The 18,654-nt window shown below is 46.2% G+C and carries 21 protein-coding genes and 1 riboswitch; of the genes, 4 read left to right on the top strand and 17 right to left on the bottom strand.

What is annotated here, in order from left to right; genetic code table 11:
* Positions 1 to 85: 85 nt before the first annotated feature.
* From AC1DOV_RS17940 to spoIIR, 6 genes are all read right to left on the bottom strand, one after another.
* Entirely contained in the window at positions 86 to 691 is a 606-nt protein-coding gene (locus tag AC1DOV_RS17940) for a TIGR01440 family protein (RefSeq protein WP_477550648.1), read from the bottom strand.
* A gap of 16 nt (positions 692 to 707) precedes the next feature.
* On the bottom strand, positions 708 to 1,166 hold the full coding sequence (gene rpiB / locus AC1DOV_RS17935; protein ID WP_076266268.1) for a ribose 5-phosphate isomerase B: 459 nt from the start codon (positions 1,164 to 1,166) through the stop codon (positions 708 to 710).
* Positions 1,167 to 1,264: 98 nt separating this feature from the next.
* A riboswitch (ZMP/ZTP riboswitch) is annotated at positions 1,265 to 1,345 on the bottom strand.
* An 83-nt stretch (positions 1,346 to 1,428) separates the two neighbouring features.
* A complete protein-coding gene (locus AC1DOV_RS17930) occupies positions 1,429 to 2,007 on the bottom strand; it encodes a low molecular weight protein arginine phosphatase (RefSeq protein ID WP_076266269.1) in 579 nt (192 codons plus the stop codon).
* A gap of 142 nt (positions 2,008 to 2,149) precedes the next feature.
* The gene (locus tag AC1DOV_RS17925) at positions 2,150 to 2,710 is read right to left on the bottom strand and encodes a manganese efflux pump MntP (RefSeq protein ID WP_076266270.1); all 561 of its coding nucleotides are present in this window, start codon (positions 2,708 to 2,710) and stop codon (positions 2,150 to 2,152) included.
* A gap of 123 nt (positions 2,711 to 2,833) precedes the next feature.
* Positions 2,834 to 3,895, bottom strand: coding sequence for an L-threonylcarbamoyladenylate synthase (locus AC1DOV_RS17920; protein WP_477550647.1), 1,062 nt, complete (start codon positions 3,893 to 3,895; stop codon positions 2,834 to 2,836).
* A gap of 124 nt (positions 3,896 to 4,019) precedes the next feature.
* Positions 4,020 to 4,784 (bottom strand): stage II sporulation protein R, encoded by a 765-nt coding sequence (gene spoIIR, locus AC1DOV_RS17915; RefSeq protein WP_441910158.1) that lies wholly within the window; start codon positions 4,782 to 4,784, stop codon positions 4,020 to 4,022.
* 184 nt (positions 4,785 to 4,968) lie between these two features.
* On the opposite strand from spoIIR, the gene AC1DOV_RS17910 reads away from it, so the two are divergent.
* Both AC1DOV_RS17910 and AC1DOV_RS17905 read left to right on the top strand, forming a co-directional pair.
* Positions 4,969 to 5,841, top strand: coding sequence for an RNA polymerase sigma-70 factor (locus AC1DOV_RS17910; RefSeq protein ID WP_477550646.1), 873 nt, complete (start codon positions 4,969 to 4,971; stop codon positions 5,839 to 5,841).
* A gap of 167 nt (positions 5,842 to 6,008) precedes the next feature.
* On the top strand, positions 6,009 to 6,446 hold the full coding sequence (locus tag AC1DOV_RS17905) for a carboxymuconolactone decarboxylase family protein (protein WP_339205421.1): 438 nt from the start codon (positions 6,009 to 6,011) through the stop codon (positions 6,444 to 6,446).
* A gap of 261 nt (positions 6,447 to 6,707) precedes the next feature.
* Here the strand turns inward: AC1DOV_RS17905 and prmC are convergent, their stop codons facing one another.
* The 3 genes from prmC to ychF all read right to left on the bottom strand — a co-directional run bounded on the left by prmC (position 6,708) and on the right by ychF (position 10,308).
* Positions 6,708 to 7,658 carry a peptide chain release factor N(5)-glutamine methyltransferase gene (gene prmC / locus AC1DOV_RS17900; RefSeq protein WP_477550645.1) on the bottom strand — a complete coding sequence of 317 codons (951 nt, stop codon included), beginning with the start codon at positions 7,656 to 7,658 and terminating at the stop codon, positions 6,708 to 6,710.
* Between the two features lie 239 nt (positions 7,659 to 7,897).
* Positions 7,898 to 8,968 (bottom strand): peptide chain release factor 1, encoded by a 1,071-nt coding sequence (gene prfA, locus AC1DOV_RS17895; RefSeq protein ID WP_076266276.1) that lies wholly within the window; start codon positions 8,966 to 8,968, stop codon positions 7,898 to 7,900.
* A gap of 239 nt (positions 8,969 to 9,207) precedes the next feature.
* Positions 9,208 to 10,308 carry a redox-regulated ATPase YchF gene (gene ychF, locus AC1DOV_RS17890; protein ID WP_076266277.1) on the bottom strand — a complete coding sequence of 367 codons (1,101 nt, stop codon included), beginning with the start codon at positions 10,306 to 10,308 and terminating at the stop codon, positions 9,208 to 9,210.
* Positions 10,309 to 10,659: 351 nt separating this feature from the next.
* Here ychF and AC1DOV_RS17885 point away from each other — a divergent pair, with 351 nt between their 5' ends.
* Positions 10,660 to 10,803: a hypothetical protein gene (locus tag AC1DOV_RS17885; protein ID WP_477550644.1), complete on the top strand. Its 144-nt coding sequence runs from the start codon at positions 10,660 to 10,662 to the stop codon at positions 10,801 to 10,803.
* A 93-nt stretch (positions 10,804 to 10,896) separates the two neighbouring features.
* Here the strand turns inward: AC1DOV_RS17885 and AC1DOV_RS17880 are convergent, their stop codons facing one another.
* From AC1DOV_RS17880 to AC1DOV_RS17850, 7 genes are all read right to left on the bottom strand, one after another.
* Positions 10,897 to 13,281 (bottom strand): S-layer homology domain-containing protein, encoded by a 2,385-nt coding sequence (locus AC1DOV_RS17880; protein ID WP_477550643.1) that lies wholly within the window; start codon positions 13,279 to 13,281, stop codon positions 10,897 to 10,899.
* 139 nt (positions 13,282 to 13,420) lie between these two features.
* Positions 13,421 to 14,683 carry a phospholipid carrier-dependent glycosyltransferase gene (locus tag AC1DOV_RS17875; protein WP_477550642.1) on the bottom strand — a complete coding sequence of 421 codons (1,263 nt, stop codon included), beginning with the start codon at positions 14,681 to 14,683 and terminating at the stop codon, positions 13,421 to 13,423.
* A 32-nt stretch (positions 14,684 to 14,715) separates the two neighbouring features.
* Positions 14,716 to 15,060, bottom strand: a complete 345-nt coding sequence (locus tag AC1DOV_RS17870; protein WP_339205425.1) for an EamA family transporter — start codon at positions 15,058 to 15,060, stop codon at positions 14,716 to 14,718.
* A complete protein-coding gene (locus AC1DOV_RS17865) occupies positions 15,060 to 15,404 on the bottom strand; it encodes a DUF2304 domain-containing protein (RefSeq protein ID WP_054025487.1) in 345 nt (114 codons plus the stop codon). Before AC1DOV_RS17865 ends, AC1DOV_RS17870 begins: the two co-directional genes overlap by 1 nt.
* A gap of 51 nt (positions 15,405 to 15,455) precedes the next feature.
* Positions 15,456 to 16,238, bottom strand: coding sequence for a glycosyltransferase family 2 protein (locus AC1DOV_RS17860; RefSeq protein ID WP_339205426.1), 783 nt, complete (start codon positions 16,236 to 16,238; stop codon positions 15,456 to 15,458).
* Between the two features lie 284 nt (positions 16,239 to 16,522).
* Complete coding sequence (trxA, locus tag AC1DOV_RS17855; protein ID WP_054025488.1) at positions 16,523 to 16,834, bottom strand: thioredoxin; 312 nt, start codon at positions 16,832 to 16,834, stop codon at positions 16,523 to 16,525.
* Positions 16,835 to 16,907: 73 nt separating this feature from the next.
* Positions 16,908 to 17,327 (bottom strand): RrF2 family transcriptional regulator, encoded by a 420-nt coding sequence (locus AC1DOV_RS17850; protein WP_076266281.1) that lies wholly within the window; start codon positions 17,325 to 17,327, stop codon positions 16,908 to 16,910.
* Positions 17,328 to 17,630: 303 nt separating this feature from the next.
* Between AC1DOV_RS17850 and AC1DOV_RS17845 the strand changes: the two genes are divergently transcribed.
* Positions 17,631 to 17,840, top strand: coding sequence for a hypothetical protein (locus AC1DOV_RS17845; RefSeq protein ID WP_441874673.1), 210 nt, complete (start codon positions 17,631 to 17,633; stop codon positions 17,838 to 17,840).
* 66 nt (positions 17,841 to 17,906) lie between these two features.
* Here the strand turns inward: AC1DOV_RS17845 and AC1DOV_RS17840 are convergent, their stop codons facing one another.
* A complete protein-coding gene (locus AC1DOV_RS17840; protein ID WP_477512681.1) occupies positions 17,907 to 18,584 on the bottom strand; it encodes a serine/threonine protein kinase in 678 nt (225 codons plus the stop codon).
* Between the last annotated feature and the right edge of the window lie 70 nt (positions 18,585 to 18,654).

Here is an 18,654-nt window from a genome sequence, read left to right as displayed (position 1 = left end):
CTCAAATTAGATACCCTTTATCAAGCAAAAACGTCTTCGGTGTCCTTTAGACGCTGAAAATCAAAAAATTATGGCTATAAATCAACTATTCGCAAGTTCCAGCAGATTGCTCTACCGTTAGATTCTCGCTAAGCTCGTATACTGCTCGGGAGCCGCCTATTAACTTTGGCCTTGTGATAGCCATCGTGACATGCGCTCCGCCAATTTCACGAATCGTCGGACGAACGGGAACAGCCACCCGCTTCAAATGCATACCGATAAACGTATCACCAATATCGATGCCCGCATGCGCCTGCACCGTTTCCACCAAACAAGGCTCCTTCAGCTGACGATAGGCATAGGCTGCCATGGAACCGCCCGCTTTAGGCACTGGCACTGCACCTACAATATCAAGCCCCAATCGTTCTGCGGAAGCTTGATCAATGACAAGCGCGCGATTCAGATGCTCACAGCATTGATAAACGGGAATAAAGCCAACTTCGCTGCGAACCGTTTCAACGCCTGCGTAAATTTGTGCAGCCGTTTCAATGGTGCCCGAAGTCCCGATGCGATGACCAAGCACCTCACTAGTACTTACACCGATTACTAGCAGCTGACTCATACCAAGCTTGCCTGCCGCTGCCAGTTCCCGAACAATTTGCTCAACCTGTTCTGCAATGCTTCCTAGCTGTACGTTTTCGTCTACGTTCATTGCGAATGCCCCCTAATTAGGACTGGCTGCTGTACTGTTCTTCAATTTGTTTCACTTTACTAACACGACCGACATGACGTTCTCCATTTGAGAACGGCGTTTCAAGCCATATGCGAATAATTTCGAGTGCCACTCCAGGACCGATCACTCGTTCCCCAAGCGCCAAAACATTAGTATCATTATGCTCCCGAGTGGCTTTGGCTGAGAACATATCATTCACAAGCGCACAGCGGATGCCGCGTACTTTATTAGCCGCAATCGACATGCCGATACCTGTTCCACAAATGAGTATACCGCGCTCTGCTTTGCCGCTCGTAACAAGGTCGCATACGGGCAATGCATAGTCCGGATAATCGACGGATTGGTCACAGTTGCAACCAAGATCTTCAATTTCATGACCAAGCGATTGAAGAAACGGTACAACTTCATCCTTCAAACGATAACCTGCATGGTCAGCACCAATAGCAATTTTCAACGCAAAAGACCTCCTTAGAAATGAAACATCACAGTGCTAGTATACCTATTTTTGCCCAAAAAGACGAAAAAAGAGCAAGACATGCTTATTAGCATGCTGCTCTTTGCCCAGGCGACCGGCCGTATATTCCGATGCTCCACCGTGGTTACCCACTTCCGTCGCCAGTTACATCGGAAACCGTATATTGTCATTTTATTATATCTTATACAGCTGCAAAAATCAATCGAATGGAAGCAAAAATGGCTTCTGCAACCCTAAATACTTATCTTTTGGCAAGCTTGTCCAGCAGCTTGACGAGCGCGTCCTCTATTTCATTAGCACTGCTGCTGTATATAGCAAGCGAGCCTCCAAAAGGATCAACGATGTCAAAGCTCGGTATGCGACGCTCCAGCTCAAGCAATCGTCTTCTCTCGCCAGTCGTCAGCTGTTGGCCAAGCGCCTGCTTCATATGAAGCTCTGTATAGAGCTGCTCCAGCTCCTCAATATCCGCGAGCACTTGAGCGTCTTGATTTGCATATTCCTTTAACGTATAGATTTTGTCGACCGCTTCGGGATGCCATTGCAGCAAACCGCGCTTATGATTGACCGTCATTGTCAAAATAATATCAGCCCAACCAACCGCCTCGCTCGTCAGCGCCAGCGACGTGCTCTTATGCTCGATGTCCCGCTGCCTAAGAGTCTCCACAGCATGAGCTGACACAGGCAGTCCATCAATAGTAGATATGCCTGCGGAGCGAACGGCTACGGTGATCCCTCTCAGAGCAGCCATTCGGCGAAGCATAGCCTCTGCCATCGGTGAGCGGCATGTATTGCCTGTACATACAAATAAAATACGTTTCACACTGCCAACTCCTTTTTGCACGTTATTCCAAGCTGTTCAACGATTAAGCGAAAACACCTGCAGCGTTCCTTAGATGCTAAAGCAGCTTTGACTTGAAATTTAAAATAAGACTGCAATATTGTTCTGCTTTCTTACTTATATTCTAAAAGATAAACAAGATGCCGAACACGAACAAAATTCCTCCGCCTATGGCCTCGCCATATTCGCCAAGCTGACCGCTGACTTTACGCCCCAGCATTAAACCACATATCGACATCAGCCCGCCGAGCAGACCGATAAGTAAAACCGTCATCAACATGTTTGCAGCGAACATCCCAAGCGTAATGCCTACTGAGAACGAGTCGATACTGACGCTAAGCGAAAGCACGAGCAAGCCCCAAAAAGATTTATGGTCAAAAGATTGAACCGCCTCGCCGCGCAGCGAGCTATAAATCATATGTCCGCCGAGCAGCACTAGCAAAATGCCTGCCGCAGTCGTGGCTACATCTCCAAGCAAGGAGCCCACGTATTGACCTGTAAAAATACCTGCCAGCGGCATGATCATATGAAACAACGCAGTTACAATGCCCAGCTTCAAAATATCTCGCAGCCTTATGCCTTTGAGCCCTATGCCGAGCCCAAGAGAAAATGCGTCTAGACTGAGTGCCACCGCAATAATAAGCAGCGTCAAAAACTGTCCAGCTTGTAATTGTGCTTCAATCACAGCCTATCTCCCCCATGTCCGCTTGTAGTCTTTACCAAACATATGCGGACATGAGGACAAACATACTAGTGCGGTTTCAAGCTAATTCAGTTTCAAAAATGATCGTTCCCCTTAGAACACTTTCTATACACGAATAATTCGGTTTCCAGCCGCTTTGGCCAACCGATTCATAAGCGCTGCGCCGATCCCATGCTCCGTGCAGCCCTCTGCCCAAATACGCTGAGCGCCTGCCCCGTCAAAATCACGCAATGCGGCATAAAGCTGATGCGCTGCTGTGCCAAGCTCCGCCTCGCTGCCTAATGAGAAAACATGATCTGCATCGTAGCGATTCAATCTCTCTTCGAAAGCAAGTACGCCAGTTACCTCGCCGCGCATCTTTGCAGCTTCTACTTGATCTTGAATGTAAGCTGCGACAGCTTCAAAATGTCCTTGCACAAGCTCAAGCTCCCCTTGTGGCGCATAATGAGTATATTTCATGCCTGGTGATCGCGGAGCCGACTCCGGTTCTTCTATCGAGGCACTATCAATCAACGCATGGGGTGCCGCTTCTTGAAGCGCTTCGCGCGTAATGCCGCCTGGCCGCAAAATACGAATGCCATGCTCGCCAGCAAGCTCAATTACAGTAGATTCCAGGCCGACGCCTGTTGCACCGTCATCAACAAGACCATCGATCCGCCCATCCAGATCCTCCAGCACATGCTCAGCAAGTGTTGGGCTTGGCCTTCCAGAACGATTGGCGCTTGGTGCAGCAATTGGACAATCTGCGATCTCAAGCAGCGCAAGCGCTGTTCTATGATCCGGTATTCGAATACCAACGGTAGACAGTCCAGCCGTTACGAGCGGCGATAACGCATCCTCACGAACGGGCAGTACAATGGTAAGTGGCCCTGGCCAAAACTGTTCCATCAACGATGAAGCCAGCTCCGAATACGGCAGCACCAGCTCATCTAACTGCTTGCGACCCGCAATATGCACAATGAGAGGGTTGTCCGATGGACGTCCCTTTGCGGTGAATATCCGCTCAACCGCCGCCGAGCTGCGAGCATCCGATCCAAGCCCATAAACCGTCTCCGTAGGGAAAGCAATAATACCGCCTTCTCTTAATTGGCTGGCAGCTTCCGATAATTGTTCGCGCAGCTGAGAATCATGAGCCTGCTTTACGCGCCATACATTTGTTTTAGTCATCTCTATCCTTCAATCCTTGCTCTTAATTGAAATTGTTCATTCATTCGTTATTATAGCATAAGCACCCGCAAACAAGCAGAAACGACAACTGCACCTTTACATTCAAAGGTGCAGCTGTCGTTTCTTATGAAAACAATGATTTAATCCAATTGATAAAAGATTCGATCATTTCCCAAATAAAAAATTTTGCTTCCGGCGCTTCGCCTTGGGAAGGAGTATCTGCTGGAGCTGCTGCTAAGGAAGCTGTCTTAGCCGCTGCACTATTCGATTTCACAACTGATGCTTGCTCTGTCTCTGTTCCAGCTGCTGCTGATGCTTCACCGCTTACAGCATCGATAAAACATAACGGCGGGAACAATACACACCACCAATTTTGTCCGCCGCCTTCACCAAGTGTAATACGAAGGGCTTCATAGTCGCCAGCAGGGTAAACTTGATTGCCGTACATTTTTGTCGGGAACGGTACCATTCCAAGCTCTGCGGATGAGCCATATTCAAAGCCGCGGCTCTTTAGCACTTCTGCTGTAATGCGTTCAATTTCAGGCATATTGGCGAGAATCGTCTGACGTGCTTCCTCAATCGTCTGAGGTCCCGTCACCCAGCTATTCATCGCTTTAACGATTTCATCCCGGACAAGACGTTTCACGACTTGATCAGCAGGATTATCGGAATTGGCTAAAATACGAAGGCGAATGGCTTCCTGCGGAATTTCTCCGCCTGCAACCGCAGCATCCATTTGCTGAGCTTCCCAGCTCATAATTAAAATGATAAGTGCAAAAATAATAAAACCATATGATTTGCGATAAACAAATTTATTAGCCTTACCCGAATTAGAATGAGCGGATTTAGAAATATTGGAATAGGAATGAATAGAATAATGGCTGGACATATAACACAAGCTCCTCTCGTCGCACCCGTCAGTGCGTCTGCTTGCGTTCCGGAACGTATCTATCCGTCATTATGTCCGTTATGCTTAATATATAAACCTATCAATCTATCTATTATTTATCTTATCGCAGACGCTCTTCTAGCAAGTTATACTATTTTCAATAAATGAGAAGGATGGATGAAGAATGGATTTCCAAAATACTTATGCAGCGTATCGACCGCTGCTCCATTCCATTGCTTATCGGATGCTTGGCACATTCAGCGAGGCCGAGGATTTGGTCCAGGATGTGTTTGCAGACTACAGCCTTTTGGACCCTAGTGAAATTAAAAATGAGAAGGCCTATCTCGTTCGAATGCTCACTAACCGCTCGATCAATCTCAGCCAATCCGCTCGCAAAAGAAAAGAAGTATATGTTGGACAGTGGCTGCCCGAACCAGACGTCAGCACCGTAAAACAAGACCCTGCTGAAATTTATGCGGAGCATGAAGAGATTTCCTACGCGCTGCTTGTCATGCTTGAGCAGCTTACAGCCGTTGAACGGGCTGTGTTTATTTTAAGAGAATCGCTTCAGTACGATTATGAGGATATTGGTTCATGCTTACATAAAACGACAGCAAACTGTCGTAAAATATACAGCCGAGCCAAAGAGAAGCTTCAGGAAGATAGATCGATGCTTCCCATGAACACGGATAAAGCCGAGACCCTCGCTGTTGCCTTCATGGAAGCAGCTTCCTCCGGAAATTTCGAGAAACTGATTTCTCTTTTATCCGAAGAAGCGATTCTTGTTTCCGATGGAGGAGGCAAGGTACGTGCAGCTATTTTCGCTATTATTAGCAGAGAAAGAGTCATCGCCTTTTTGAAGGGTGTCATTCCCAAGACCTTCTTGGGAGATGGCCATCAATTCGCTGACGTGAACGGACAAGCTGGTGTCATCGTTAACCAAGCCGGTATGCCAAGAAGTGTGATCAGCTTTCGGCTCGATGAGGAAGGGCAGAAGGTTGAGCGGATTTATGTCCTGTTGAACCCTGATAAGCTGAAGCATGTTCGGATCGAATGACCATTTGAAAATTTACGAACCGCCAATTTCGAACACAGCATGACTAAAGTATGACTAAACAAAGACGACTAAATAAAAATTTTTTTAACCTTCTGTCACAACCGATAACTGTGTTTTGTCTTAGAGGATGAAAGCAAATAATTAGAACATAGAGGAGAATGAGGAACATGACAGAAAGAGTCCAAATAGCTAAAGAAATACCTGCTGCATATCAGGCAATGAGCGGATTGGAGAAATACCTAGGCACTACGAGCATCGACAAGCAGCTGCTAGAATTGATTAAAATTCGCGCATCGCAAATAAATGGCTGTGCTTTCTGCATTAATATGCACACGAAAGACGCAAGAAGCTTGGGCGAGACTGAGCAGCGAATTTACGCATTGAGCGCTTGGCGCGATACGCCTTACTTTACGAAGGAGGAGCGAGCGGTACTCGCTTTGACAGAGGCTGTCACAGTCATTACGAAGGAGCATGTGCCCGATGCGGTATATGAAGAAGTTGCCCGGTATTTCGAGAGCAAACAAGTCGGCGAGATTATTATGGCTATTATTACGATCAACGGGTGGAACCGTCTTGCGATAAGCACCGGTATGATGCCGGAATAAGTGTGAGCTGATAACATTGAGGGAAAAGCGCTAAGTGATGGGTTACAGCGGAAATGGATCTAGAATGTAGGCTTATGTTTGCTCATGAGCTACAAAAAAGCGGTAAATGATGTGTTCGAGCGAAAATAAATCCAGAAAATAGATTTATTTTGCTGAGCCCAGTCAGGCTGCTGCTTGAAAATGGCTGCTTTAAATGAAATAGAGGCTTTCCCGAAGTAGATAAATCTACTTTTGGGGAAGCCTCTTTTGCTGCAAGCGAAGTTAACTCCTCGTTGCAATGACATGGCGCTCGATTCCAGCGTAGTCACTGATGATTCGAATGTCGTCCCATTGGGACATTTCGCGCATCATGTCGGCAACGATGCGAGGCTGGCCCATGCCGAGCTCGAATGCGACGATGCGAGGCATCTGCGCGAGCAGCGGAAGCTGCTCCAGCATGCGCCGGTACGGGATCAACCCGTCCGGCCCGCCTTCCAGCGCGAGATGCGGCTCATAGTCGCGAACTTCGCGCTGCAGCTCTAACATATCCGCCGCCGGTATATACGGCGGATTGGATACAAGCACGTCGATGCGAAGCTCGCCGTGCTGCAGTTCACCCTGCTCATGCCCATGTACAAATGGCATGAGCAGGTCGCCCTGCACGAATGTCAACCGATCCGCCGCTTCATGGCGGATCGCGTTCGTGCGGGCGACTGCCAGCGCGTCCAGCGATAGATCGGACGCGCATACGCGCCATGCGTGACGCTGCGAAGCTAGCGTCACGGCAATGGCGCCGCTGCCTGTGCCGACGTCGACAATCGTCGGCGGCTGCATATCCCCTGCAATCAGCGCAGGGGGCCAAATAAGATCAGCTGCTTCAAGCACAGCCTCAACGAGCAGCTCTGTTTCCGGACGCGGAATGAGCACGGCAGGCGAGACTGTAAATGGCCGCCCATAAAACCATTGCTCACCTATAATATATTGAACAGGCTCCCCAGCAGCCTTACGACGTATGAGGCCTTCCCATTCTGCTAACCGCTCTGCAGGAAATAACTCACTGCCATCACGCAGCAATGCTGCTCGATCCATATTCAGCAAATGCATGAGCAGAAGCTCTGCATTGTTGCGCGGCTCTTCCACCGCTTCCGATTGCAAAATCGCTGTCGCTTGCATGCAAGCTTGCCGCAATGTTAATGGCGCAACAAACCATTGCTCCTCCGAATGCTTGCTCATACCTGCATCGCCCTTCCCACTTTAAAGTAACTTCCTTCTCCTTCATGCAGCAACTATAGCCAATCTTTTGCCATTACTGCCTCACAGCTAGCAGCACATTCGACTATAATTCACTGCCATGCCCGATCTATTTATGTGCTCCACACGACCACATGCTTTGCCTTCGCTACCCCAAACCGAACAAAACGCCAGACCGCTGATTGCTTATTGTAAGCAACCAGCGACCCAGCGCAAATTTGTTAAGCCATTTCACGTTCCATAAGATCAGCTTGCTCTGCAATCGTCAGGGAGGAAATAACCTCTGTCAAATCGCCGTTCATCACTGAATCCAGCTTATGAAGCGTTAATCCGATACGGTGATCCGTTACACGGCTTTGCGGGAAATTGTATGTGCGAATACGTTCGCTGCGATCTCCCGTTCCAACCTTGCTCTTACGCTCGCCCGCATACTTTGCTTCTTCCTCTTGACGGCGAACATCAGAGATACGTGCACGAAGCACGGCAAGTGCCTTCGCTTTGTTCTCATTCTGTGATTTGCCATCTTGGCAAGTCGCCATAATGCCGGTTGGAACGTGCAATACACGTACCGCGGATTTCGTCGTATTAACGGATTGACCGCCCGCTCCACTGGAGCAGAAAGTATCCACGCGAATATCCTTGTCGAAAATTTCAATCTCCACATCCTCAACCTCAGGCATAACAGCTACCGTAGATGTTGATGTATGAATACGGCCGCCTGATTCCGTTACTGGAATCCTTTGTACGCGATGAGCGCCGCTTTCGAATTTCATCTTGCTGTACGCGCCTTTGCCCGTAATCATAAAGATTACCTCTTTAAATCCGCCAACGTCGTTCTCGCTGAAATCCATTAGCTCTACACGCCAGCCTTGTGCATCAGCAAACTTTGTATACATACGATATAACTCATATGCGAACAATGCTGCTTCGTCTCCGCCAGCCGCACCACGAATTTCGACAATAACGTTCTTGTCATCATTAGGGTCCTTCGGCAATAGAACGATACGAATTTGCTCATCAAGCTCAGCTTGACGTTTGCTCAATTCGTCGATTTCCATTTTAACCATTTCACGCATTTCGTCATCGAGTTTCTCAGCTTGCATCAGCTTAGCGTCGTCCAGCTGCTCGGTAACTTGTTTATATTCCGTAAAGGCATCATATGCCTCTTGTAAATCCGACTGCTCCTTGGAAAGCTCTCTAAGCCGCTTGGGATCACTGGATACATCTGGATCACACAATAGCTCACTCAGCTTCTCATACCGGTCTGCGAGTGCTTGTAAACGGTCAAACACGATCATTCACCTCTGTTTATTCCATTAGGATAATGTTCATTATACCATATCATCGAGTTTCTATCGACTGCTGGTTTCGATTTACAGCCAGCTAATCATGCCCATTTTTACGAACCGCTTCAATCTTCATATGCCAGGCAACCGCCATTGGTTACTGAGCATCCAGCATGAATCCTGATTGCAACAAAACCCTGTAAGCGCAAAGCTGCACTTACAGGGCTCTATTGTTCCCCTAATATTTACACGTTAAAACGGAAATGGATAACATCGCCGTCACGAACGACATATTCTTTGCCCTCAAGACGAACTTGCCCCTTCTCACGAGCCGCTACCATCGAACCCGCAGCCGCAAGATCTGTAAAGGAAACAACCTCAGCACGAATGAATCCACGTTCGAAATCGGTATGAATAACGCCAGCCGCCTGCGGCGCTTTTGTTCCACTGCGAATCGTCCATGCGCGAACCTCTTGTACACCTGCTGTGAAGTAAGTGTATAGGCCAAGCAGTTTGTAAGCTGCGCTGATCAAACGGTTCAAGCCCGACTCCGACATGCCAAGCTCCTCAAGGAACATTTCTTTGTCTTCGCCTTCAAGCTCAGCAATCTCAGCTTCAACCTTCGCGCTGATTGGCACAACTTCAGCACCTTCAGCAGCTGCAAATTCGCGTACTTTTTGTACGTACTCATTGCCGTCTGAATTTGAAACTTCGTCTTCACTCACGTTAGCGGCATACAAAACCGTCTTCATTGTCAGCAAATGCAAATCACGAACAAGCAGCTTCTCATCATCGCTCAGCTCTAGGCTGCGAGCAGGCTTATCGTTGTACAATGCTTCCTTGATGCGTTCAAGCACTTCGATTTCCTGAGCAACTTTTTTGTCTCCGCCCTTAAGGTTTTTACGGGAGCGTTCAATCTTTTTATCAACCGAATCAATATCCGCCAAAATAAGCTCCAAATTAATCGTTTGAATATCGCTAATTGGATCTACCTTGCCAGATACATGCGTAATGTTGTCATCTTGGAAGCAGCGAACCACATGAACAATGGCGTCTACCTCACGGATATGCGCCAAAAATTTATTTCCCAAGCCTTCGCCTTTGCTTGCACCAGCAACCAATCCGGCAATATCTACAAACTCAAACGCTGTAGGCACGATGCTCTTAGGAACAACAAGCTCAACCAGCTTGTCCAAACGCTCATCCGGTACTTCAACAACACCAACGTTAGGATCTATTGTACAAAAAGGATAATTGGCAGATTCTGCTCCTGCTTGTGTAATTGCGTTAAACAATGTTGATTTGCCGACGTTGGGCAAACCTACTATTCCTGCTTTCAATGCCATGCTATAAGACACCCCTATTTTCCCGAAAGTAAACAACTCCAGCTATTATACCCCAGCGTCACCTACTTTGAAAGTGCCATCCGTCAAGCCTAAACGGCATTTGATGGCTTCCTTGGCAAATGAAGACGGTTTTCTGAACGATAAAAGCATTGTAAGTTGTGAAAACCTATAAAACCCTGCATTTGAACAGCCGTTTGTTTTTAACCCGTTTTATACCCCTAAACGGTATTGTATTTGTGCCTCGCCGCAAGATAGTCACTTCTGAGAATGATAAGCCGCGCTGCGGAAATACTATGTTGGCGCTGGCTTAAGCTGTGCGCACAAGCACCTAAAATTTGAGGAGGCAAGCTTATGGAAAATCAGACTCATAAGGGCAATTACAAAGGAACGACGAATATGAAAGCCAAAAATCAAGATATGGCATTCGTAAACGATACCATTGAGGATGCGAAATCAGTAACAAATTTTACCTCGAAAAAGAAGAAAACGGATTAAAGGATAACTTCCAAGCCCTTATCTATAAAAAACCTGGGTTCTGCAAGCGTATCATCCACTTGTAGAATCCAGGTTTCTTGTATTAAGAATACATTACATCCGAAGCGGCGCTTCTTGCAGCTCTGCGCGCGATTGAAGGTAACGGAAAAACGCTACCGATGCTTCGCCTCGCGTCACTTGTTTCTTAGGCAAAAACTTGCCATCCGATAAGCTCATAATTTTGAGACCTACAACAATGGCTGCCTGCCCCTTATTCTGGATCTGATCAGAGTCTTTAAACGAGGCTTTAAAAATATGATCATAATTCGCAAGCGCGTTATAACCAAGTGCTCGCACGATCAGCTCCGCCATCTCATCACGGGATACTTTACCGCTAGGGTTAAAGGAGCCATCCCCAACATCTATCAAATTTTGTTCCAATGCACTTTCAACATAAACGAAATAGCTGGAATCCGCAGCTACATCATTAAATGAGGCTTTACCACCAAGCTGATTACTGAAGGACATCGAGAGCGGCGATACTCCGCTGCTGCGCGCTAATACCAGCATTTTAATCAGCTCTCCGCGTGTAACCGCCTCATTAGGACGCACAAGACCATCTTTCACATCAAGCGCTTTGTATGCAACCATTAGTTCAAGCTGACGCTGTGCAAAGTGTCCATCAATATCCTTAGCCTTCGGCTTCTCGAGCTGTGTGACATCACCTGTTTCCCGATTTCGCCAACCTCCCGTTACTGCATCAAGGAACACCGACTCATCCATAAGCTTAGGCACTAATTGGTATACTAGTTCTGCCTCTGTCTTTCTATCCACTTCGTCGCCTCTCATTTCTCCAGAAGCAATCATTAACTTATATTTTTCAATTGGAATAGGCTGCCCGTTCCATGTGAAGCTTTGCACAAGCCGATACGTAAGCTGTGTTCGGTAATAATTCAGCCAGTTGTCAACTGCCTGCTCCTTCTTAATCAAAGCAGGAGCCTCAGCTGGATATTCAAAGTTCGACAAATTAGCATCGTAATTTACAACTTCCCCAGTGCTTGAATGAATCGACAAGTTAATGTTGTCATATTCAACCACTGCGCCATAGATTTTGTGTACAAAATTGAAATAGTATTGACTAGGCTGCCCTGCGACAATCCCCTCATATTGCTTCGGATCAGGTTTGACCAGATATAGTTCATCCGTTAGCCATGGCAGACGTTTCTTAATTGCCTCTACCGCTGCTGTAGTCGCTTGCTCTAGCGTCACCTCTGTCCCGCCTGATTGACTTTGTTCGTTATACATATACGTATTGAAATGGCGAACCTCTCCAGTGCGACCGTTAACGGAAGCTGAAGCTGAGCCCACTTCCTTGCCATCCTTTTTCACTATCCAATTCAGCTGCCAATAAGCTTCGGTTTCACCTGTGCTCTCATTGCTATTTTCACTGTAGTTGGAACCATTCAGCTCCACCCCTGCCGGCAGCGCAAAAGCAGCTTTTACCGCATCTATCGCTTGCTTCTCGGTAACTGCCCCCGCCTTCGGCTTTTCGCCTAAAGGTTTCTCGGATATAGGTGTTTCCGATATCGTTCCCGCTCTAAAATAACTGTCTCTCGACTGATCCTTTAGCTGGCCAGTCACCGCATCGATCGATATAGGCTGAAGCTCATAACTAAGCAAAGGTTTCCTTTTCCCCTGCATATTGTAAGGCACTATATAAGCTAACAGTGGAGCTGCTGCTGCTCGCAGCTTTTCATTTGCCTCTGCTGCAGACAGCTTTGCATCTACTTTCGGGAAAATAATTGTATCATCCCACTGCAAGGAAAATCTTCGGACATGCCCCTCACTATCCACTTCAAGCTCTATGTAGTTATCTACATAGGGTATGTCATTCACCAACCGATCATAACGAATGGAATGCACAACCTCACCCGTTAGCGGTGGACGCAGTTGAACACCATAGTCAGGATTGTACTGAATTTGTCCTTTATAATCAGCTGCGATTTTATCTATGAATTGGAGCGCAATCTGCTGAGCGGCATCACGTTCAACCTTAAGCGGATACGTTGGTTTGGCAGATGGGTTATCGGTATAAGAGTTGAACTCAAGAAGCTGACCTTTATCCGCATGAATACGAACGTAGATGCTTCCCAAGTGCTTGCCGTTCACCTTTTTCACGAAATCCAGTCCCCAAGCATTGCGTTTGCCGCTAGCCATCACTTCCATATTAAGACTAGCCCCTTGGAGGACATACTCCTTCGGAATGCTTACATACTGCCTCGCTAGCGCTTCCGCTTTCTCTTTCGTTATTGCTACATCAACTGGAGCTGCAAATCCTTCTTTCATGATGTCTCCTTCCGACGATGGCACGGCATTTGCTGCTGCATTCGTCACTGCTGGCTTGTTTGAGCTTTCAGCAAATGCCGTTGCTGGCAACATACTCATAAGCATCGCTGTTGATAGCACTACCGCAAGCCTCTTTCGATGATTGATCCTCACTGCTTCACCCTCCAATGCTTTTCCAATTTATTCATAAATTAGACGCGCCATACATTGCGGAAGTTGCACAATAAGCGAAAAAAGACTGCCCAAGGCGCTTGTCCTTTAGGCAGTCTTTTACAATATACAGTTAAAACTGCTACGCCGTTTTTCTACGTTCAATATATGCCCATATTTTTTGCAAAATATAAATACCGAGCCAAGAGAACAATATAATAAACAGGGGCATAACGGTAAAGTTATATCGATATTCCGGTACGAACACAAGCCTAATCATCGTCATGACGAAGATGACCACCGCCAGCATGGCTGCAGGATGTCTCCATCTCCATATAAGCGCAAGCAGAGGAATAATCGTGCTGTATATAATCAGTACATGTAAGTATGCTACCTTCGGATAGGCATGGTACATAGGAGAATGACCTGAGCCGAAGAACATATGCGTATAAGTATATTTAAGCTTTCCTACCGTATACCATTTTACATATTTCCAGGTTTGCTGCGTGAAGCCGGCCTTGATGCGCGCCCATGCAACCTCATCCTGCGTCAATCCCGTTGGATCAACAATCTTGTCAGTATAATCTTTATTCGGATAAGTACCCGCTTTGAACGGATTGGACTGAGAAGCAGTCAATACAAATTCATTTAATGAAACGACATTTCTTATCCACCAAGGAAGCATCGTAGCCGATAAGCATAGTCCAGTAATAACACCCATTAATAAAACTTTTTTGAAAATAGCCCATTTGGATATAACCTCGGTCTGCACACCCGATTTCTTCTTGAACCATTTCTGCAGCAAAAACACTCCGTACAAAGGAACAAAAATCGGTAAAAATTCCGCCCTAACAAGTACTGTCAGGCCTAACAAGATACCCGCAAACGCAGCATCACGCTTTCGTTCGGTACGAAAGGCATATAACTGCATAGACAGATAGGCCATTAAGAGAAATAATGCGAGCGTTTCTGTGAGAACTGCTCCATTTGCCCAAATGAAGGGATGATAAATTGCACTAATAAAAAACGCAACAATTGCCACCCATTTGTTTCTTGTTGCCTGCATCGCAATCATATAAATGATAATGAGTGTAGCCATGCTAATTAACACCTGTACCCAGCGAATAAGAGGGAACGGCTCTACGCCGATTTGATCAGCCACCAGATACATACCCGTCATGAACAGTGGATAACCCGGTGTTACCCTTGCATTTGGAACCTCTTCCTTGTAGGCGTAAATGCCTTCATCAAGCAACCGGTGCACCATCTCATCGTAATACTTCGAATCATGTGAAATGTTATGTTTGACCGATGTAAGAAAATCAACCCTCAGCCACAAGGCAAGCATAAAAATAAGAACGATCGCTATCGTCCATGCTTTGTTTTTCCTAACCCATTCCACCACGTAAATTGATCCTCCCCAATGTTGAAAGCGGCTTATTTCCAAGCGAGTACAATTACACCCGCCAAAATAATAGCTGCGCCTATCCAGCGCTGCAGCGGTACCGATTCGTTAAATATAAATACAGCTGCAACCAGCGCTATTACATAAGCCAAGCTTTGCAGCGGATAGGCAAGGCTAAGCGGCAGCTTCTTGAGTACGTACAACCAAAGAACGGTAGCAATTCCGTACAAAACAAGTCCTGACCATATATGAGGCGACCACAATAACGATACCCATGTGTCGCCTTTCGCCGTATCCATTTTGTTCATTCCTGTTTTCCACAATAACTGGCCAGAAACAAGCAGCAAAATATTAAGAAACAATATGATATATGCCATTATGAATCCGACCTTTTGCGCTCATGCAGCTCGTGATGTAAAATTCCAAGCTCTTGTGTAAGACGAATAACCTTCTCCGACAATTTGGATACAATGACTGTAAGATGCAAAATAAGCATAATACAAAATAAAATTCCGACTAGAAAAAGCAATGCCGGCGCATAAGCGATACCAATCGCGTGGGCCAGCGTATCAATAATCTGGACGCGTACGGACAATATCAGCATCACTACACCAAACAACAGCCAGAGCATTGAATACTGCTCACGGAGCAATCTCCGGTTAATCAACATAATCAGCACGAACAAAAAAACCACACTTGTGATAATCCACAAGGCTTGCATGGTGTATCCTCCTTAAAGTTTGCAGAGCAAACTCTCATCGTAAGCATTTTTCTAAGATTGAACCTCGACTGGCTTCGTTGCTTTCAAGCTGCGAATGAATAGCGACAATGTTACCTTAACCATATAATAAACCGAACGCATCGCATTTATTGATGACGTACCGCCTGTACGTGCTTCCATTACGACAGCTACTTCGCTTGTACGCAATCCGCTGCGATGAATGAGCACGATGGAATCCACTTCTGGATAGTCTGTCGCATAATCGCTTTGGAATACAGCAATCGCACGTTTATTTGCAGCGCGGAACCCTGAGGTAACGTCCAGCACACGCTTGCGTGTCATTGCAGTAACAATAGTAGATAAAATCTTGATACCGACTCTGCGCGTTGCAGAGGACAAGAAGCCGGTTTGTTCAATAAAACGTGAACCAATCGCCAAATCCGCTTTCCCGCTAAGCACGGGGTCCAAAATCAAATGAAGCTGCTCCGCCTTATGCTGACCGTCGCCATCCACTTGAACGGCAACATCATAGTCATAGCGGTGGGCATAACGATATCCCGTCTGCATAGCTCCGCCGATGCCCAAATTGGTCGGAAGTGTAATAACAGAAGCACCATTCGCTTCAGCTACTTCACGTGTACGGTCTTTGGAGCCATCATTAATGACTAGAATATGAGCAGATGGGCAATGTGTCTTCACATCATGTATCACATGGCTTATGCTATGCTCTTCATTATAAGCCGGAATAATGATCAAAATTTTTGAAGATGTCATACCTTGCCGCAGGGACTCTCCGGTAACCGTTTTGTCCTTTTTCGTACTGACTGCGTTCACTACATCACCACTCCATAAATCAAAGTTAGGGCACGCTGCTGCGTACAATTATTTTTAATTCTACTAACTAAATTAGTATAAAGCAACAGATAAGGTTGGTATAAACGCTTATTATTTCCTTAACATTTGCTTAATTAGGTCGAATTTTACATTCACACTTAGTACCTTTTATACCAATATTATCTTACTGAAAATAAGAGTTTCCAGAAAAAAAATATCGCCTGACACCAGTTGCTCACTGATACCAGACGATATTAAGACGGTTATTTATTACAAAATGTTGCTTACATTTGGCCGGAAATTTTTGCTTTCAAAGCATCTTTGGATTGTACGCCAACCATTTTGTCAACGGGTTGACCGTCTTTGAACAAAATCAATGTTGGGATACTCATAACGCCGAATTGTGAAGCAAGTTCTGGCTGCTCATCAACGTTAATTTTAGCAATTACTGCTTGGCCTTCCAGCTCAGCGGAAAGCTCCTCAACGATTGGTAGCTGCATTTTGCAAGGTCCACACCAAGGTGCCCAAAAATCTACAAGAGAAACGCCGTTTTGAATGGACTCGTTAAAGTTTTCTTTCGTCAATGCTACTGCCATTTCAATCATCCTCTCCAAACAATGTGTATGATAAAGGGAATACCCGTCTCACCGTTAAATGAAACATCATTTGCTAACCGCATGCGTGAATTTGCTTCAACACATCCTGAATCGTAATCGCGCTAAAATGACTTTCCAACTGCTTCTCCGCTGTACAAAATATGCCGAACATCACTTGATTCATATTCGACCCAACAACACAATCCATCTCTGGGTTGCCCGAGCACCAGCTCGGAATTAGCGAGCCTTGTGCCATCACGCGATAGATATCGGCAAGTGTTACCACATTAGGGTCAATCGTCAGCCTATAGCCGCCTCCTGAGCCTTCACGGGTATCTACATATCCACTGCGGCGCAAACCACCCATTACCTTGCGAACACGAGCAGAATGTGTGCCGACATTCTCGGCGATCATATCACTGCTAGCCATTCTTTCCGGTAAATAAGCCAAGTAAACGAGACTGTGTACGGCAATCGTAAATTCGCTGTTCACTGTTTAAGGGCCTCCCTGCTTTATACTGTAATTTTATCCGTTACAGTTAAGTTTGTCAATAGGTCAGGTCGCCATCTCGCTTTCTTAGGATACGGCAGGAGCAATCACGTTATTCCCCAACAGATTTTGGATTAACGGCAAATGTTTTTTTGGGTTTTCTGTCATGTTTGAAGGCTTCTGCTGAATAAATATGAAAGGTGCATCCTTAATTGATTTGAACGTATAAGAAGACATTCAAATCCAATGGGCACATGGCTTCCTACACTAGTTTTACATTGTAAAACTTTAAGGAGGTGACGCATAATGGCGTTATTTTGGAATCGATGGATAGTCATTCGTACGGAAGGGGGTTCTAGATCGGAGCTCATAGACCGATTGGAAGCTCATTTCAAAACAAATGGTTTGAAAACCAAAATCACCATTGAGGGCAATTCCTTGAAACGGATTCATGTGCTTAAAAAGGATGCCGATCTCGCCAAGACGCTGCTGGACGCGTTTGACGAGGAACATTAAGATGTGCGGCAAAGCTTTGCCAAGCAGCGGCACCCTTGCAGGGCAGCCGCTGCTTGTGCTGCTTCCCTAGGACGAGCGTCCCACTACGGATGAATTCCTCATAAAACGATAGCCCTTACGGACGCCGTTCAGCACCCATTCGGGAACCGGAATCGGTTTTTTGGATAGAAAAGGCATGTAAATACGATTGTAGGCTTTCTTCAAATCATCCCACATCGTGCACGGCTCTTCCTTCAAAAAATCTGAAATATCAAGCACGATGCCTCTTCCATCCTTAATCATTACATTTTTTCCATGCACATCATGCGGGAACAAACCACGGGATCTTGCATACTCCAGCGCTAGATCAATATCTTCTATCGCCTTTTTTGGTATTGCTGCTCCATCAATGATGCACTGATATAAGGTCTTTCCCTTTAATCGCTTTAAAATCAAATAATAATGGCCTTTATGTTCTCCGGCATGATAACAAGTTGAAAAGGCAGGATGCGTGCCAATTCGCCGGTAAACCTCGCATTCACTCTCCCAGCCGTCGCGGCCTGGCGCATAAACCTTCACAGCTATATCCGAATAATCCTGATGTGTAAATACGCCTGCGTAATTGCCCGCCCCAAGCAGTCTCCAACCTCGCGGCGTCTCCGCTACCCGGATTGGATTTGTGGGGTCAACGCTATCAAGCACAAGCTCCGAGAGCAATGACTGCTCCATAAGAGCAATAAACGTATTCAGCTGCTTCTCCTCCATAGTAAGTACTCCTCTTCTCCCTATCTACATACATGCTTTCCTTTCATTGTAAGACCAGCAGCTGCAAAAA

The sequence above is a fragment of the Paenibacillus sp. 01T47 genome (genome assembly GCF_056398245.1).
The sequence above is the reverse complement of the archived record's forward strand: the minus strand, read 5'-3'. Positions and strand labels throughout refer to the sequence as shown.

Bases quoted from the DNA above. Each gene is read 5' to 3' on its own strand.
- AC1DOV_RS17940 (WP_477550648.1), bottom strand. From the start codon at position 691: ATGAACGTAGACGAAAACGTACAGCTAGGAAGCATTGCAGAACAGGTT.
- AC1DOV_RS17920 (WP_477550647.1), bottom strand. From the start codon at position 3,895: ATGACTAAAACAAATGTATGGCGCGTAAAGCAGGCTCATGATTCTCAG.
- spoIIR (WP_441910158.1), bottom strand. From the start codon at position 4,784: ATGTCCAGCCATTATTCTATTCATTCCTATTCCAATATTTCTAAATCC.
- AC1DOV_RS17910 (WP_477550646.1), top strand. From the start codon at position 4,969: ATGGATTTCCAAAATACTTATGCAGCGTATCGACCGCTGCTCCATTCC.
- AC1DOV_RS17905 (WP_339205421.1), top strand. From the start codon at position 6,009: ATGACAGAAAGAGTCCAAATAGCTAAAGAAATACCTGCTGCATATCAG.
- prmC (WP_477550645.1), bottom strand. From the start codon at position 7,658: ATGAGCAAGCATTCGGAGGAGCAATGGTTTGTTGCGCCATTAACATTG.
- ychF (WP_076266277.1), bottom strand. From the start codon at position 10,308: ATGGCATTGAAAGCAGGAATAGTAGGTTTGCCCAACGTCGGCAAATCA.
- AC1DOV_RS17885 (WP_477550644.1), top strand. From the start codon at position 10,660: ATGGAAAATCAGACTCATAAGGGCAATTACAAAGGAACGACGAATATG.
- AC1DOV_RS17870 (WP_339205425.1), bottom strand. From the start codon at position 15,060: ATGGCATATATCATATTGTTTCTTAATATTTTGCTGCTTGTTTCTGGC.
- AC1DOV_RS17865 (WP_054025487.1), bottom strand. From the start codon at position 15,404: ATGCAAGCCTTGTGGATTATCACAAGTGTGGTTTTTTTGTTCGTGCTG.
- trxA (WP_054025488.1), bottom strand. From the start codon at position 16,834: ATGGCAGTAGCATTGACGAAAGAAAACTTTAACGAGTCCATTCAAAAC.
- AC1DOV_RS17845 (WP_441874673.1), top strand. From the start codon at position 17,631: ATGGCGTTATTTTGGAATCGATGGATAGTCATTCGTACGGAAGGGGGT.
- AC1DOV_RS17840 (WP_477512681.1), bottom strand. From the start codon at position 18,584: ATGGAGGAGAAGCAGCTGAATACGTTTATTGCTCTTATGGAGCAGTCA.